At 70.8% G+C, this 15,674-nt stretch carries 15 protein-coding genes; 8 read left to right on the top strand and 7 right to left on the bottom strand.

Annotated elements, in window-relative coordinates; genetic code table 11:
* On the top strand, nt 1-759 hold the full coding sequence (locus tag AB0M63_RS22655) for an SDR family oxidoreductase (protein WP_366020612.1): 759 nt from the start codon (nt 1-3) through the stop codon (nt 757-759).
* Nucleotides 760-978: 219 nt separating this feature from the next.
* Here the strand turns inward: AB0M63_RS22655 and AB0M63_RS22650 are convergent, their stop codons facing one another.
* Nucleotides 979-2,160 (bottom strand): D-alanyl-D-alanine carboxypeptidase, encoded by a 1,182-nt coding sequence (locus AB0M63_RS22650; RefSeq protein WP_355909325.1) that lies wholly within the window; start codon nt 2,158-2,160, stop codon nt 979-981.
* A gap of 274 nt (nt 2,161-2,434) precedes the next feature.
* Here AB0M63_RS22650 and AB0M63_RS22645 point away from each other — a divergent pair, with 274 nt between their 5' ends.
* On the top strand, nt 2,435-3,910 hold the full coding sequence (locus tag AB0M63_RS22645) for an FtsX-like permease family protein (protein ID WP_355909324.1): 1,476 nt from the start codon (nt 2,435-2,437) through the stop codon (nt 3,908-3,910).
* Nucleotides 3,911-4,002: 92 nt separating this feature from the next.
* A complete protein-coding gene (locus tag AB0M63_RS22640; protein ID WP_355909322.1) occupies nt 4,003-4,719 on the top strand; it encodes an ABC transporter ATP-binding protein in 717 nt (238 codons plus the stop codon).
* A 148-nt stretch (nt 4,720-4,867) separates the two neighbouring features.
* Here the strand turns inward: AB0M63_RS22640 and AB0M63_RS22635 are convergent, their stop codons facing one another.
* On the bottom strand, nt 4,868-5,860 hold the full coding sequence (locus tag AB0M63_RS22635; RefSeq protein ID WP_366020611.1) for an aldo/keto reductase: 993 nt from the start codon (nt 5,858-5,860) through the stop codon (nt 4,868-4,870).
* An 80-nt stretch (nt 5,861-5,940) separates the two neighbouring features.
* A complete protein-coding gene (locus tag AB0M63_RS22630; RefSeq protein ID WP_355909318.1) occupies nt 5,941-6,267 on the bottom strand; it encodes a nuclear transport factor 2 family protein in 327 nt (108 codons plus the stop codon).
* A gap of 133 nt (nt 6,268-6,400) precedes the next feature.
* Between AB0M63_RS22630 and AB0M63_RS22625 the strand changes: the two genes are divergently transcribed.
* The 5 genes from AB0M63_RS22625 to AB0M63_RS22605 all read left to right on the top strand — a co-directional run bounded on the left by AB0M63_RS22625 (nt 6,401) and on the right by AB0M63_RS22605 (nt 10,627).
* Complete coding sequence (locus tag AB0M63_RS22625; RefSeq protein WP_366020610.1) at nt 6,401-6,967, top strand: DoxX family membrane protein; 567 nt, start codon at nt 6,401-6,403, stop codon at nt 6,965-6,967.
* Nucleotides 6,968-7,007: 40 nt separating this feature from the next.
* Entirely contained in the window at nt 7,008-7,400 is a 393-nt protein-coding gene (locus AB0M63_RS22620) for a MazG-like family protein (RefSeq protein ID WP_355909312.1), read from the top strand.
* Nucleotides 7,401-7,437: 37 nt separating this feature from the next.
* Nucleotides 7,438-8,862, top strand: coding sequence for a hypothetical protein (locus AB0M63_RS22615; RefSeq protein ID WP_366020609.1), 1,425 nt, complete (start codon nt 7,438-7,440; stop codon nt 8,860-8,862).
* A 66-nt stretch (nt 8,863-8,928) separates the two neighbouring features.
* Entirely contained in the window at nt 8,929-9,858 is a 930-nt protein-coding gene (locus tag AB0M63_RS22610; RefSeq protein WP_366020709.1) for an NAD(P)-dependent oxidoreductase, read from the top strand.
* A 166-nt stretch (nt 9,859-10,024) separates the two neighbouring features.
* On the top strand, nt 10,025-10,627 hold the full coding sequence (locus tag AB0M63_RS22605; protein ID WP_366020608.1) for a DUF4232 domain-containing protein: 603 nt from the start codon (nt 10,025-10,027) through the stop codon (nt 10,625-10,627).
* Nucleotides 10,628-10,643: 16 nt separating this feature from the next.
* Here the strand turns inward: AB0M63_RS22605 and AB0M63_RS22600 are convergent, their stop codons facing one another.
* The 4 genes from AB0M63_RS22600 to AB0M63_RS22585 are packed head-to-tail and all read right to left on the bottom strand — an operon-like array spanning nt 10,644 to nt 15,220.
* Nucleotides 10,644-11,261 (bottom strand): ATP/GTP-binding protein, encoded by a 618-nt coding sequence (locus tag AB0M63_RS22600; protein ID WP_355909306.1) that lies wholly within the window; start codon nt 11,259-11,261, stop codon nt 10,644-10,646.
* Nucleotides 11,242-11,616 carry a DUF742 domain-containing protein gene (locus AB0M63_RS22595; RefSeq protein ID WP_355909303.1) on the bottom strand — a complete coding sequence of 125 codons (375 nt, stop codon included), beginning with the start codon at nt 11,614-11,616 and terminating at the stop codon, nt 11,242-11,244. The genes AB0M63_RS22600 and AB0M63_RS22595 overlap by 20 nt, the downstream gene beginning before the upstream one ends.
* The gene (locus AB0M63_RS22590; protein WP_355909300.1) at nt 11,613-12,056 is read right to left on the bottom strand and encodes a roadblock/LC7 domain-containing protein; all 444 of its coding nucleotides are present in this window, start codon (nt 12,054-12,056) and stop codon (nt 11,613-11,615) included. The genes AB0M63_RS22595 and AB0M63_RS22590 overlap by 4 nt, the downstream gene beginning before the upstream one ends.
* Nucleotides 12,053-15,220, bottom strand: a complete 3,168-nt coding sequence (locus tag AB0M63_RS22585; protein WP_366020607.1) for a nitrate- and nitrite sensing domain-containing protein — start codon at nt 15,218-15,220, stop codon at nt 12,053-12,055. The genes AB0M63_RS22590 and AB0M63_RS22585 overlap by 4 nt, the downstream gene beginning before the upstream one ends.
* Nucleotides 15,221-15,674 lie beyond the last annotated feature (454 nt).

Raw genomic sequence — 15,674 nt, 5'->3', positions numbered from 1 at the left:
ATGAACACAGAGGAATCGAAGATCGCCGTGGTGACCGGCGCGGGCTCCGGCATCGGCCGCGCGGTCGCCGTGGAACTGCTGCGCGGGGGCTGGTCGGTGGCGCTGGCCGGCCGCCGCACCGGGACGCTGGAGGAGACGGCCGCGCTGGTGCCCGGGGGCGCCTCACTCGTCGTAGGGACGGATGTGGCGCGGCCCGAGGACGTGGCCGCGTTGTTCGCGGCGACGGTGGAGCGGTTCGACCGGGTGGACTTCCTGTTCAACAACGCCGGGACCTTCGGGCCCGGTGGGGTGCCGGTCGAGGAGTTGCCGTACGACGCGTGGCGGCATGTGGTGGACACCAACCTCAACGGGGCGTTCCTGTGCGCGCAGGCGGCGTACCGGCAGATGAAGGAGCAGGAGCCGCAGGGCGGGCGGATCATCAACAACGGGTCGATCTCCGCGCACACGCCCCGGCCGCACTCGGTGGCCTACACGGCGACCAAGCACGCGCTGACCGGGCTCACCAAGTCGCTGTCCCTGGACGGGCGGCCGTACTCGATCGCGGTCGGGCAGATCGACATCGGGAACGCGGCGACGGACATGACCCGGCGGATGGAGACCGGGGCGTTGCAGGCCAACGGGGTGGTAGCCCCGGAACCGGTGATGGATGTCGCGGATGTGGCGCGCACGGTCCGGCACATGGCGGAGCTGCCGCTCGCGGCAAACGTGCAGTTCGCGACGGTGCTGGCGACCGCGATGCCGTACGTGGGCCGTGGCTAAGTCGATTTGCACAAGCGGAATTTGACCGTCCACACCATTGCGCCTGCTTGCTGACTTATGCTCAACTCTTCTCCACCAAAGCTTCACAGTTGGAGCACGAAGCTTCCGCAGACCATTCCCGAGGGGGGAGGCGGCAGCCGTTCCACTGCCCGGGTGGGGGTGGACCTCGCGTGGGACCGCGGGGTTTCGCACCGGGCGGTGGAACGGCTGTCGCACAGCTCAACTCCCCTGCTTCTCCTCGCCCTCGGCCGCGCTCGCCGCCGCGGCCCGCCGCCTGCGCAGCGCGAACGCGCCGCCCGCGAGCACCGCGACCGTCCCCGCCGCTCCTTCCAGCAGCCGCCAGGGCGAGGGCCCGCCCGACGACGAGGCCGCCGCGCCGGTGGCTCCCGGCGCCCCCTTGGCGCCCGTCCCGGACGGCGTCGGGCTCGCGCTCGCCCCGCCCTCGCTCAGCGGATCGACCAGCGTGCCCACGGCCGGCGCCGAACTCCCCTTGCCGAAGCCCCAGTCGAGCAGCGCGGCGGTCTCCTTGTAGACCTCGTTGCCGCCATTGGCCGGGTGCATCACGGTGACCAGGAGGGTGCGGCCGTCGCGGGTGGCGGCGCCGGTGAAGGTGTTGCCGGCGTGGCTGGTGTAGCCGTTCTTCACGCCGATCATGCCCCGGTACGTGCCCAGTCCGTACGCCCCGGTGAGCAGGCGGTCGGTGTTCTGGATCTGGAAGGTCTTCTTGCCGCCGGCCGGGAAGTTCGCGGTGCGGGTGGAGCAGTAGGCGCTGAAGTCCTCGTCGTGCAGCCCGTGCCGCGCGAACAGGGTGAGGTCGTACGCCGACGAGACCTGCCCCGGGTGGTCGAAGCCGTCCGGGCTCACCACATGGGTGTCCAGGGCCTGGAGGTCCTTCGCCTTGGCCTGCATCTCGGCGACCGTCTTCGCGATCCCGCCGTTCATGTGGGCCAGCACATGCACGGCGTCGTTGCCGGAGCGCAGGAAGACGCCCTGCCACAACTGGTGGACGGTGTACAGGATTCCGGGCTTGACGCCGACGAGGCTGGAGCCCGAGGGGACGTCGGCCAGGTCGGCGTCGGTCGCCCGGTACGTCCGGGTCGGCTCGAACTTCCCCAGCACGGTGTCGGCGAACAGCATCTTCAGCGTGGACGCGGGCGCGAGGCGCTGATGCGCGCGGTACGAGGCGAGCACCTCGCCCGTCCGGTGGTCGGCGACGAGCCAGGAACGGGCGGTGAGCTTCTTGGGCAGACCGGCGGCGCTGCCCACCTGGATCCCGTCGCGGGCCAGACGCTCACCGCCTATCGCCGTCGCCGCGGACGCGGGAGAGGCCGCCGCAACGGGCAGGACTGCGGCGGTCAGGCCGAGAGCGGCACGCCGGGTGAGCCGAGAGGAATCGCGCATCCCGGGACCGTACAAAATCGGGCCGGGACGGTGCACGGCGGGGTCGGTCACCGGCTGCCGAAAAGGTGACCGAGAACCCATTTCAGCAGGCTATTGAACAGGGGTTTCCTGGCAGGAAGCCCTCCACAGCTTAGGAATGAGCTGTCTGACGAAATTCTGATTTCGGACGTTTTTTTCTCAGCTCCGGCACATCCTTTACTCAGGTCGACTCAAAGGTTCCTCCATAGCTTGTGGCCGCGCCCACAGCGGGCGCCAAGAACCTTTGGGGAATGGGATGTTTGGCATCTATCTCAAGCGCGAGCTGGGCCGGCGCAAGAAGGCGGCCCTGGTCATCGCGATGGGTCTGGCGCTCGGTATCGCGCTGGTCATCACCGTCAACTCGGTGTCGGCCGGCATGAATCAGGCTCAGGACAAGGTCCTCAAGTCTCTGTACGGTCTCGGCACCGACATGACCGTGACCAAGGCGCAGTCGGCCCCCAAGGCCGGCAGCTCGCAGGGTCCCAGCTTCAAGTTCGGCGCCACATCGAGCAGCAGCAGCTCGCAGAGCTCGGACCGGGTGAACACGCAGGGCGGTCAGGCCCTCGCGTCCTCCCTGGTCACCAAGGTCGCCGCGCAGAAGGGCGTGTCCAGCGCGGTCGGCGCGCTCACGCTGAACGTCACCAAGGTCGACGGCTCCTTCACGCAGGGCAAGGCGAAGTCCTCCACCACCTCCGGTTCCACCGGTTCCGGGCAGCAGGGCGGTCCCGGCGGCGGCTCCACCGGCTCCACCGGCGCGCCCCAGGTGCAGGGCGGCGGCGCCAACTTCAACGTGAACTCGTACTCGGTCGCGGGCATCGACGTCACCAACCAGGCGCTCGGCCCGCTGTCCACGTCGAAGATCACCACGGGCAAGACGTTCACGACCGCGCAGACCAACGCGAAGGTCGCGGTCGTCAGCAAGTCGTACGCCAAGTCGAAGAAGTACAAGGTCGGTTCGACCTTCTCGATCTCCGGCACCAAGTTCACGGTCATCGGCATCGCGACGCCCAACAGCAGCGAGTCCACGATCGACGTGTACCTGCCGCTGAAGCAGGCGCAGACGCTGGGCGACTCGAAGAACAAGGTCACCACGATCTACGTCAAGGCGACCGACTCCAAGCAGATCTCGACGGTCAAGTCGACGATCCAGAAGAACATCTCGGGTACGACGGTCACCACCTCCGCCGACCTCGCGTCCACCGTCTCCGGCTCGCTGTCCACCGCCTCCAACCTGGCGACCAGCGTCGGCAAGTGGCTGTCCATCGCGGTCCTGATCGCCGCGTTCCTGGTCGCCGCGCTGCTCACCTCGTCCGCCGTGTCGCGCCGGGTGCGTGAGTTCGGCACGCTGAAGGCGCTCGGCTGGCCGAGCCGCAAGGTGACCCGGCAGGTCGTCGGCGAGTCCATGGTCAACGGTCTGATCGGCGGCGCCCTCGGTATCGCCCTCGGCCTCGCGGCGGCCTACGCGGTCACCGCGATCAGCCCCAAGCTGACCGCGCAGCTCGGCTCCACCGGCGGCGGTGGCGGCATGGGCGGCGGCCCCGGCGGCCAGGGCGGACCCGGCCAGCAGGCCACGTCGAACACCCTGCAGATCGCGCTGAACGCCCCGGTCTCGCTGACCACCATCGCCCTCGCGGTGGGCCTGGCCGTCACCGGCGGTCTGATCGCCGGCGCGATGGGCGGCTGGCGCGCCTCCCGGATGCGCCCGGCGGACGCCCTGCGCAGCGTCTCCTAGTCGCTGCCCCCTGATCCGGGGCGCCGCCTCCACTCCCCCCGGGCGGCGGCGCCCCGTCCCTCTTCTTCACAGACGTATCCGACGGAGATCCCATGTACAAGCTCACCGGCGTCACCAAGCGCTACACGCGGGGCAAGGAGACGGTCGAGGCGCTGCGCGGCGTCGACCTCACGATCGAGGACGGCGACCAGCTCGTCATCCAGGGCCCCACCGGCGGCGGCAAGTCGACGCTGCTGCAGATGATCGGCGGCCTGGACCGTCCCTCCGAGGGCAGTGTCGAGCTGGACGGCGTCAACCTCGCCACCATCAGCGAGGCCAAGCTGACCCGGCTGCGGGCCGAGAAGATCGGCATCATCTTCCAGTCCTTCAACCTCATCCCGACGCTCACCGCGCAGGAGAACGTCGAGACGGCCCTGGTCCCGCTCGGCGTCAAGCCGGCCGAACGCCGCGAGCGGGCCGCCGAGGCCCTCACCTCGGTCGGCCTCGGCGACCGCCTCCGCCACGCACCCTCCGAACTCTCCGGCGGCCAGCAGCAGCGCGTCGCGATCGCCCGCGCGCTGGTCAAGAAGCCGAAGGTCCTCCTCGCCGACGAGCCCACCGGCAACCTCGACGAGGGCACCCGCGACGACATCATGGGCCTCCTCGAAGGCCTCTGGCACGAGTACGGCCTGACCTTCATCATGGTCACCCACGACTCGTCGATCGCCCGTCGCGCCCCGCGCCTGGCCACCATCAAGGCCGGCCAGATCACCCTCACCGAACAGAGCAGGGGCGGCCAGTTCGCACAGCAGGGCAACCAGGGGTACTGAGCCCGTACCTGGATTCCAGGGGGGCCGCCCGCCACCCAGCAACCGGTCGATTCGGCCGGCTGCCGGGTGGTGGGCGGCCCTTCGGGGTTGCGGGCGGGGTCTTCTACGGCCACGGGCAGCCGCCCCTTCCCCCCTCCCCCACCCCCCCTTACCTCCCAAGCACCCGCTCCACCTCCGCCAACTGCCCAGCGGTAAGCGGCCCCTTCTCGATCGCTCCCGCGTTCTGTTCCGCCTGGGTGACCGAGCGGAAGCCCGGGATCGGGATGGTGCGGGGACTGCGGGCCCACAGCCAGGCGAGGGCGCCCTGGGCGGGGGTGCGGCCGCCTGAAGTGAGGATCTCGCGCAGGGCGTCCACTCGGGCGGCCCACTCCTCGTCGGCGCCGGCGTTCTGTTTGAAGCCCTGCATCCAGGTGGGCGGTGTGTTGCGGATGTCGCCGGGCTCCAACACCCGTCCCGCGGCCTGCTTTCCGGTGAGGAGGCCCATCGCGAGGGGGCTGCGGTTGATGCTGGCCAGCCCCAACTCCTCGCACACGGCGAACATCTCGGGCGCGTCCTGCAACACGTTCGCCGCGTGCTGCACGGCCGCGCAGTGCTCCCCCTCGGCGAACACGGCGGCGCGGGCGGGGTCGTCCGTGCTCCAGGCGTAGGCCCGGATCAGCCCCTCCCGTACGAACTCCTCGCACTGGTCGCGAAGTTGGGCGGCACGCGACACGTCCGCGTCGGACAGGTGGAGTTGGTACAGGTCGATGTGGTCGGTGCCGAGACGCTGAAGCGACGCGGTCAGGGCGCGGCGGGCGTACTCCGGGGAGTCGTCCGCGCCGGTGAGGGTGCGGGTGTCCTCGTCGAAGACGTTGCCCCACTTGGTGGCGACGACGACATCGTCCCGGCGCTTGCCGAGCGCGCGGCCGAGGACGCGTTCGCTGTGCCCCGCGCCGTAGGTGTCGGCGGTGTCGAAGAAGGTCACCCCCAGGTCCAGGGCGCGCCGGACGGCCCGTACGGACTCCTCGTCGTCGACCTTGCCCCAGCCCAACGGCTGCCCGTCCGCGTCCTGCCACTCACCGCCGATCGCCCAGCAGCCGAAGCCGAGAGCGCTCACGTCGATTCCGGTACGGCCGAGGGTCCTGTGTGTCTGCGTCTCCATGCCTGTGCACGCTAGGAGTTGGAGTGCGCTTCAGGTCAAGGTCCGGAACAGAACTTCTCCGCCCGCGCCGAATCGAACCTCTACGCCTGCCCCGTCTCGAAGCGCGCGATCCTGCCGTCCTCGCCCACCGTGAAACTCCACCGCGTCCGCATCTCGCCCCACGCATCGTTGGAGTAGCGGGCGACCAGGGCCCGCCCGCCGTTCGACTCCCGGTCGACCTCCATGTGGCCGTGCGAGGAGAAGATCTCCCGGTCGATCCACTCGGCGAGGTCACGGTCCAAGCCGTCGTCCGCCATCGTCGCGCCGGGCGCGAGGAGCGCCAGGAAGGCGTCGCGGTCATGGGCGTTGACGGCGCCGACGAAGGCCCGGACGGCCGGATCGCTGAGTTTGGACGTCTGAATCGTCATGCCGGTCAGACTCACACCGTTCCCGGGCCCCCGCCACCCGAACGGCGGCCCGAACGGGCCGGGTGGGTGTCGACGGTGCGACGGTGGGGACTCGGAGGGGAACCTGTTCCTGCTGAGCGTTCCGGGAGTCACCGTGAGCTGTTACGACCGAAGTGATCTGGGCCTGCTGCTGCTCCGGCTGGGTACCGGCGGTGTGCTGGCCGCGCACGGCGCGCAGAAGCTGTTCGGCTGGTTCGGCGGCGGCGGGATCGAGGGCACCGGGGAGGCCATGGAGGCGATGGGCTACTCCCCCGGCAGGCAGAGCGCCGTGATGGCGGGTCTCGCGGAGGCGGGCGGCGGCACGCTCCTCGCGCTCGGTCTGGCGACTCCCGCGGCGGGTGCCGCGGCGGCCGGGGCGATGGTCGGCGCGACCGCCGTACAGGCGCCCAACGGCTTCTTCGTGCAGGGCGGCGGCTACGAGTACACGGCCTCCCTGGCCCTGACCGCGGCCGGCCTCGCGATCACCGGCCCGGGCCGCCTCTCCCTCGACCAGGCGCTCGGCCACGCGGTGAACCGGGGCTGGATGGTCCCGCTGGCGCTCGCGGCGACCGGGGCGGCGACGGCCGTGGTGGTCGGCCTGCGGAACAGGAGGGTGCGGGAGACGTCCAAGGACGGGTGGGAGGACGGGCAGGAGACCCTGTTCGACGAGCAAGGCGCGTGAGGAGGACGGACGCGCGGGGCGGTGATGGCAGGCTGGGTCCATGAGTGATCGGAACGACCGGCCCGCCGACCTCTGGGCCGGCATCGACAGCCTCTGGACCTGGCTGGAGACGACCCAGCCCCTCGACGGCCGGGAGGGCCTGCTCCTGCGCATGCTGAAGCTGTCCGAGGAGGTCGGCGAGGTCGCGGAGGCGGTGATCGGGGCGACCGGCCAGAATCCGCGCAAGGGCGTCACGCACACCTGGGACGACGTGCAGGGCGAACTGTGCGATGTCGTGATCACCGCGCTGGTGGCGCTGCGCACGCTGACCCCGGACACGCGGGAGGTCTTCACCGGCCATCTGGCGAGGGTCATGGAACGCTCCCTCGGGCCGTCCGCCGTTGTTCACTCCCAGGACCTGCCCGCGCCCCGCGATGTTGGTGAGATCCACTGAGCCTTCTCGTCGACACCGAGCCGACGAAGGGGTCCCCGTGCAGGACTACGTTTCCTCCAACGGAACTTTCTCCAACGGAGTTCTCTCCAACGGACGCAGGACGGTCGCCGTGGCGGGCACCTGCCTCGCCCTCGCCGCCCTGGGCCTGAACAGCCAGGCACACGCGGCGAGTTACGGCACACCGACCATCTCCCTCTCGGCCACGTACCTTTCGGGCGCGGTGGGCGGAGTCGGCGATCCGACGGTCCAGGTGACGGTCGCTCAAAGCGGCGCGGACGCGAGCGCGTTGACCGTCGCGGCGAGCAAGAGCAGCAAGACGTCCGTGGCACCGACGAGCGCGGTGACCGTCACCGGCACGGCCGGCACCCGCCAACTCGCCGTCACCGCGGCCGCGCAGGGCTACACCGACCTCACGGTGAAGGTCACGGGCCTGGGCGGCAAGACGGCCACCAAGACCCTCCACTACGCCGCCTCGGCGGCCGTCCAACAGCCCGCCGACACCCGCTACTTCACCGGATCGAGCGACGCCTCCGCCGCCGTCGACGTGGGCGGAGGCTATGTCGTCGTAGCGGATGACGAGTCCAACGTCCTTCGCCTGTACGACCGTTCGGCATCCGGCGCGCCGGTGAGGACCTGGGACTTCAGCGACGACATCGGCGTCGACAAGGAGATCGACATCGAGGGCGCGGCCCGTGTCGGCGACACGATCTACTGGACCGGTTCGCTCGGCAACAACAAGGACGGCGAGTACAAGGCGGCCCGCAACACGGTCTTCACCACCAAGGTGACCGGCACGGGCGCCGACACGACGCTGTCCTACGGCAGTTCGTACGGCAAGCTGCGCGACGACCTGGTGGCCTGGGACAAGGCGAACGGGAACAAGTACGGCTTCGCGGCCGGCACCGCGGACGGCGAGATCCCCAAGGAGATCGACGGGTTCAACGTGGAGGGGCTGGAGTTCGCGCCGGGTTCGACGACCACGGCGTACCTCGGTTTCCGGGCGCCGCTCGCCCCCGCGGTGGCGGGCGGCAAGGCGCTCCTCGTCCCGGTCACCAACATCGACAAGGTGGTCGCGAACGGCACCGCCGCGGCCTTCGGCACGCCGATCGAGCTGGACCTCGGCGGCCTCTCGGTGCGCGACATCCGCAAGAACGCGGCGAACCAGTATCTGATCGTCGCCGGTTCCTGGGCCGCCGACGACAACTCCGACCCGTACGCCCTCTACTCCTGGACCGGGAACGCCGCCGACCAGCCGGTCAAGCTGCGCGATCTGCCGACCACGGACCCGGGCGCCTGGGAGGCGGTCGTGGACGTGCCGGACCTGACGGTCGCGGGCGCCCGCGCCCAGCTGATCACCGACGACGGCGCGGCCGACCTGTACGGCGACGGCACCGAGGCGAAGGACCTCTCGTACCCGGAGTGGCAGAAGTCGCGGTCGACCTGGTTCACGGTCACCGGCTGACGGCGGCGCGCGCCCGGCCGGGCGAGGGGCCGGGCGCGCACCACCTGGCACCCTGGTAGCGACAACATCGTCGAGGACGAAAGCCGAGTCATGACCACCGAGAAGCTCACCGTAAGCGTCCTGGGCACCGGAATCATGGGGGCCGCGATGGCCCGCAACCTCGCCCGCGCCGGACACACCGTCCACGCCTGGAACCGCACCCGCGCCAAGGCCGAACCCCTCACCGCCGACGGCGCGCACGTCACCGACACCGCGGCGGAGGCCGTCCGCGACGCGGACGTGATCCTCACGATGCTCTACGACGGCGACACCGTGCTGGACGTGATGCGCGAGGCCGCCCCCGTCCTGCGCCCCGGCGCCGCGTGGATCCAGTCGACGACCTCGGGCCTCGAATCGGTGGCCGAACTGGCCGCGTTCGCCCAGCGCCACGAGCTCGTCTTCTACGACGCCCCCGTGCTCGGCACCCGCCAGCCCGCGGAGGCCGGCCAACTGACCGTCCTGGCAGCGGGCCCGTCGACCGGCCGCGACACGGTGACCCCGGTCTTCGACGCGGTCGGCGCCCGCACGATGTGGGTGGGCGAGGACGGCGCGGCGGCCACCGCGACCCGTCTGAAGCTGGTGGCCAACAGCTGGGTCCTGGCGGTGACGAACGCGGCGGGCGAAGCCCTGGCCCTGGCCAAGGGCCTGGACGTCGACCCCCAGAACTTCCTCGACCTCATCGCCGGCGGCCCCCTCGACATGGGCTACCTCCAGGCCAAGTCGGCCGCCATCCTCGAAGACCGGCTGACTCCGGCGAGTTTCGCGGTCTCCACCGCCGTGAAGGACGCCCGCCTGATCGTCCAGGCCGGCGCGGCCAACGGAGTCCGCCTCGACGTGGCGGCGGCAGGCGCGGAACGCTTCGCGCGGGCGGCGGCACAGGGGCACGGGGACGAGGACATGGCGGCGGCGTACTTCGCGAGCTTCGAGCCGGGGACGGAGGGGAGGCCGACCGGCTGACCAGTCCAACGTGCGGGTGAGGGGCGGGGGTTGGCGGTCCCGGTCCCGATCCCGTCACAGTAAAGACACAGCAAACGCACAGGAGAAACCGCGCATACGGCCTGCTCTGTCTCCCCCGTCGAAATGCCGGCACGTCCGGTCGCACGAACGGAACTCGGGGGACGTCATGCAGAAGAGCAGCATCCGTAGGGGCGCGGCGGCGGTGGTCGCGTTGTCGGCGGCGGTGTTGGTGGTGACGGGGTGTCAGCCGGGCGATACAGACACAGACACCGGCGCCGGCTCCAGCACCGGGTCTCCCGTTTCCTCGCAGCCCACCGGTACGGCCGTGAAGACCTGTGCCGCGGGCTCCCTGAAGGCGCGTGCCTACCAGGCCGCCGATCGTCCGCAGGGGACCGGGACCGGGGCGGCGGTCGTGCAGTTCACGAACGCCGGCGGCAAGGCGTGTGTTCTGCGGGGGCACCCCACCGTCGCCGGCGCGGCGAACGGTTCCCCGGAGTTGAACGTGCCCCTGGAGGTCACCCCCATCGGCTCCGCCTCCCCCGTGCGGCTCGCCCCCGGCGGCCGGGCGTGGCTGAAGCTGACCTTCGTGCAGGTGCAGGGCGAGGGGGACGGGTACTGCGAGTCCGGTTCGGCGCCGGTTCTCTATCCGACCATGGTGATCGGGCTGCCCGGCGCCGGGGCGCACCAAGTCGCACTGGACGACGGGGAGTTCGCGGAGTGCGACGGCACGCTGACCGCGACGGCGGTGACGGCGACGAAGCCTTCCTGATCGTAGAGCCGTAGGGCTATACCGGTTGGCGGTCGCCGGAGGCCTCCGCCGCCAGGCCCCTCATGACGTGTTCGAGCAGCGCGAGCAGCACCGTCTTCACCGACTCCTTGTCGCGGGCGTCGCACAGCACGAGCGGTATGTCGGGGGCGAGGTCGAGGGCGATACGGATCTCCTCGGGGTCCTCCTCGCAGATGCCGTTGAAGCAGTTGACGCCCACGGCGAAGGGGATGCCGCGGTGCTCGAAGAAGTCGACGGAGGGGAAGCAGTTCTCCAGTCGGCGGGTGTCGGCGAGGACGACCGCGCCGAGCGCGCCGCGGGACAGGTCGTCCCACATGAACCAGAACCGGTCCTGCCCCGGCGCACCGAAGAGGTAGACCACGAGGGCCGAACTCAGCGTGATCCGGCCGAAGTCCATGGCGACCGTCGTCGTGGTCTTCCGCTCCACGCCGGCGAGGTTGTCGATGCCGACGCTGGCCTCGGTGATGAGTTCCTCGGTACGCAGCGGGGTCGTCTCGCTGATCGCGCCGACGAGGGTGGTCTTGCCGACGCCGAAGCCGCCCGCGACCAGGATCTTGGCGGTCGCGGCGTTGGGCGCCACCGTGGTGGCGCGGCGTTCAGATTCTGCGTATGCCATCGATCACTGCCTGGAGGAAACGGGCGTCGGGGGTACCGGCCGCGGCGGGCGGGGAGACGGAGACGAGGTCGTTGTCCAGGAGGTCATCGAGCAACACCCGTATGACCGCGACGGGTTGGTCCAGCCGGGCGGCGACCTCGACGAGTGCCGTGGGCGTACGGCAGAGCGCGAGCAGCCGGTTCTGTTCGGGCTGGAGGCGCTGGTCGCGGGTCGGTGGCCGGACGGTGCTGATCAGGGTGATCAGTTCGATGCCGGTGTGGGCGGTCGGGGTGCGGCCGCCGGTCACCGTGTACGGGCGGACGAGCAGCGCGGGGTCTTCGTCCGCCCAGGGATCTTCCTCGGACCAATGTCTCATTCATGCTCACCCGCGAAGGGCGCGCCGCTGTACTCGGGCTCGGGGAACCGGGGGGCCGCACTGAGGAACTGGCCCACCTGCCGTACCACCATGGTCATTTCGTAGCCGACGTTGCCGACGTCGACCTGCGAGGTGGCGAGCACGGCGAGGCGGGCGCCGCCGCCGGCGGTGGTGACGAAGAGGAAGAGGTCGTCCATCTCGATGACGGTCTGCTGTACGCGTCCGCCGCCGAAGTGCCTACTGGTGCCCAGGGCGAGCGAGTGAACACCCGAGGAAATGGCGGCGAGTTGCTCGGCGTCGTCCTGGGCGAGGCGTTCGGAGGAGCCGACGAGCAGACCGTCCTCCGAGAGCACGATGGCGTGCAGGGTCTCGGGGATCCGCTCGATCAGGTTGTCCAGCAGCCAGGCCAGTCCGCCGTGCGTGGTGTTGGGCGCGGTCATGGGGTGTTCCTTGTCGGACGGGGACGGGTGGGCAACTGGCGCCGTTCGGGCGCGGGGGTTTCTTCTCGTGGCGAGGTCGGCCAGGCAGGCATGGGGACTTCTTCCTGGGCGCGGGCCCGCCGGGTACCGTCCCGCAGCGCGGCCAGCATCGACCGCGCCTGCTCCGGCCGCCGCTCGGACGCGCCGTACTCGCCGCCGTCCTCAACGGCCCGCTCCCGCAACTGCGGCGCGAGATGAGCCTGCCGAACCCGCCGCGGCAACCGCCCGGAACCACCGACCCGGGCCCCGCCGGATGCCCCACCCGGCCGGGACTCCCCCGAAGAGCCCCCCGAGCGGGTCTCCCCGGAGGCTCCGCCCCCACGAAACCCCGAAAACGGCACGGCCCCACGGGGGCCTGCGGAAGCTCCGGCGGCACGGGAGTCCACCGAGGACCCGGCCGCACGGGGGCCTGCGGAGTAACCGACTTCACCGGGCCCCGCAGAGGCACCAACCCCAGCGGGGCCACTCTCGCGTGGATCAACCGCGAATCCGTCCGCACGGGGTACGCCAGTTGGAGGCCCGCCGTCGCGGGAGCCCCCGTAGGACCCGGCCTCGCGGGAACCCGCGGAAGCGCCGGCGACACGGGAGTCCCCGAAAGCCCCACGTTCACGGGAGTCCCCAACCGGTCCGGCCTGGTAAGAACCCCCAGAAACTCCGAGGACACTGGAGTCCGCCGAAGGCCCGGCCGCACGAGGGCCAGTTGAGGCCCCACCGTCGTGGGAGTCCCCGAAGGACACGGCCTCACGGAAACCCGCAGAACCTCCGGCAGCACGGAAGTCCGCCGAAGCCCCAGCCGCACGGGGACCTGATACGGACCCAGCCTCGCGGGGCTCACCGAAAGACCCGGCCCCGCGAGGACCCGCAGAACCTCCGGCAGCACGAGAGTCCACCGAGGACCCGGCAGCAGGGGGACTTACGGAAGCGCCCGCATCACGGGAACCCCCGAAAGACCCGGCCTCCCGGTAACCCGCCTGCACTCCCGCCGTACCGAGGCCTCCGGACGCCCCCGCCGCACGGGAGTCCGCGACCGGTCCGGGCTCGTGGAGCTGTGTGGTGTCGGAGGGGGTCGGTGGGGCGGTGCGGATGCGCATCGGCATGCCGGTGGATGTCATGCCGGTGCGGATGGTCGGGGTCGGGCCCGTGTCCGGGCCGGTGACCGATGCCAGGTGGCGTTCGGCTCGGGTGTCGAACGGGGGTGGGGTGGTGTCGGCGGCCGATTCGGTGAGGGTATGGGGGATGACGACTACGGCCAGCGAGCCGCCGTAGGACGAGGCTTGGAGGCTGGCTGTGATGCCGTGGCGGTGGGCGAGGTGGCCGACGGTGAAGAGACCGAGGCGGGGGTCCTCGCCGAGGGTGGTGAAGCTGAAGTCCTTGGGGTGGTGCAGGAGTTCGTTCGCCGCCGCGTACTCGTCGGGTGAGAGGCCCAGGCCCCGGTCCTCCACCTCGACGGCGTAGCCCTGCGCCACCGGCAGTGCCCGTACGCGTACTTCGGTGTGCGGCGGGGAGAACGTGACGCCGTTCTCGATGAGTTCGGCCATGAGGTGGATCGTGTCGCCGACCGCCGGTCCCAACACCGCTATGGACGGCAGGGGTTCTACGACGACCCGGGTGTAGCCCTCGATCTCCGAGACCGCGCTGCGCAGCAGGTCCGCGAGCGGTACCGCGTGCTTCCAGCGGCGCCGGGGCGCCGCGCCGGACAGCACGGTCAGGCTCTCCGCGTTGCGTCGCATCCGGGTGGCGAGGTGGTCCACCCGGTAGAGCTCGGCGAGGAGTTGGGGGTCCTGCTCCTTGCGTTCCATGGAGTCGATCACCGTGAGCTGACGGTGCACCAGGAGCTGGATCCGGCGCGACATGTTGTGGAACACCAGCCGCGCCCCCTCGCGCAGCGAGGCCTGTTCCAGCGCGACGCTCACGGCGGTCCGCTGGGCGCTGTTGAACGCGTCCGCGACCTTGCCCAACTCGTCGGTGCCGTAGTCGAGTTCGGGCAGGTCGTCGAGTTCGGCGCGTTTGCCCTGGGTGCGCAGCCGGGTGATCAGCTCGGGCAGCCGTTCCTCGGCCAGTTCGAGCGTCTGCGCGCGCAGTCCGAACATCCGGCCGATGAGGGACCGGGTGATGCGCCAGGACAGCAGGGCCACGGCGAGCACGGCCACCAGCGCGAGGGCGCTGCCGAGCAGTGCCTTGACGAGCACCTGGTGGGTCCGGCTGTCGGAGTCCGCGGTGACCTTGCCCAGGAACTGACCCTCCACGGCCTGCACCGCGCCCGACACCCGCCCCGGGGCGGCGGCCCGGGAGGCCGCGACGGCGGGCACGCCGATGGTGCCGTCGTGCGCGGCGGAGGCATTGGCGACGGTCTTCTCGAAGGCCGTCATGGCGGCCCAGTCCGAGCCGCCCGTGACCTTGCCGAGCTCCGCGCCCAGGTCCGTGGGCAGGTAGGGCGCCACCTCGTTGGACAGCACCGAGACCCGGACCGCCTGGGCGGCCGCCAGCGCCGACCGCTCCTGGACGCTCAGCGTCCGGGACGCGGCGACTCCGTCGAGGATCGCCTCCTCCTGGGAGAGCGCCTCCGCCCCGCGCAGGAACGCCAGGGCATGGCCGGCGTCGGCCGCGGTGGCCGCGTCGCCGTTGTCGGCGCTCAGCGTCCCGAAGAGGTTCAGCGCCGACGACACGGCGTCGGAGTAGGCGGCGTAGGCCTGCTGCCGACTGCTCTTCCCGTCGTCGACGGCGGTCCGTTCGGCGGTCAGCGCGGTGATCCGCTTCCGTACGGTGGCCAACTGCGCCCGGTACTGCGCCGATCCGTCACTGCCGGACGCGGAGTCCGCCGCGCGGAATCCGGCGAGTACGGCGTCGGTCCTGCGCCGCTGCGCCGCCAGGGCGGCGGGGCTTCCGTGCGAGGCCAGCATGCCGACCGTGAGCCGCCGTTCCTTCTGGAACTCGCCGAGCGCCGGCAGCAGGGCGTACGTGGTCTTCGCCGACTGCCCTTCCTTGTTGGCGTTGTGCCACTGGTCGAACAGCGCGAACGAGCCACTGACCCACAGCAGGACCATCGCCGCCGCCGGCACCACCGCGAGCGTGATGAGCGAGGCGCGGATACTGCGTCCCCGACCGGCGCCGTTTCCCGTCTGCACGGACGTACCCCGATGTCTGCTCACCTCGCCCACCGGCATCCGGCGGCACGGTGGAGAAGAGGAGCTGCGGTGAGAAACTGCGACACCGGCGATTTCCTTTCCGGGGTGACGCGCGACGCGTCGGAACGGGCCGACAGACACGTCAACACGCCTGCACACACTGGGGAGTTGACGGCGCAGCACGCCAGGAACGCCAAGGACACCCTGCGGATTCACGACGGGCGCCCGAGCCCCCCGCGCAGTTGGTTAGGTATGAAACCGAGCCATCCGACCCGGGTCAAGGGACGCCGCGAACGCGACAGACACACAGGTTTAGGCCACTCAGTACACTATGCGCGTAGACAATTCGATGCCCTCCGCACCGAACTCCCCACCCACGAAGACGTTTTGGCTGACTACCCACGGTGAGGTGCGGGGCAGAGGGTGGTTCGGGTGACGCCTGAGGCACCGCGAG

It is taken from the genome of Streptomyces sp. NPDC051576, from assembly GCF_040681835.1.
Lineage (GTDB): Bacteria > Actinomycetota > Actinomycetes > Streptomycetales > Streptomycetaceae > Streptomyces.
Note: the sequence above shows the minus strand (reverse complement) of the source record. Positions and strands in the feature narration are given on the sequence as shown.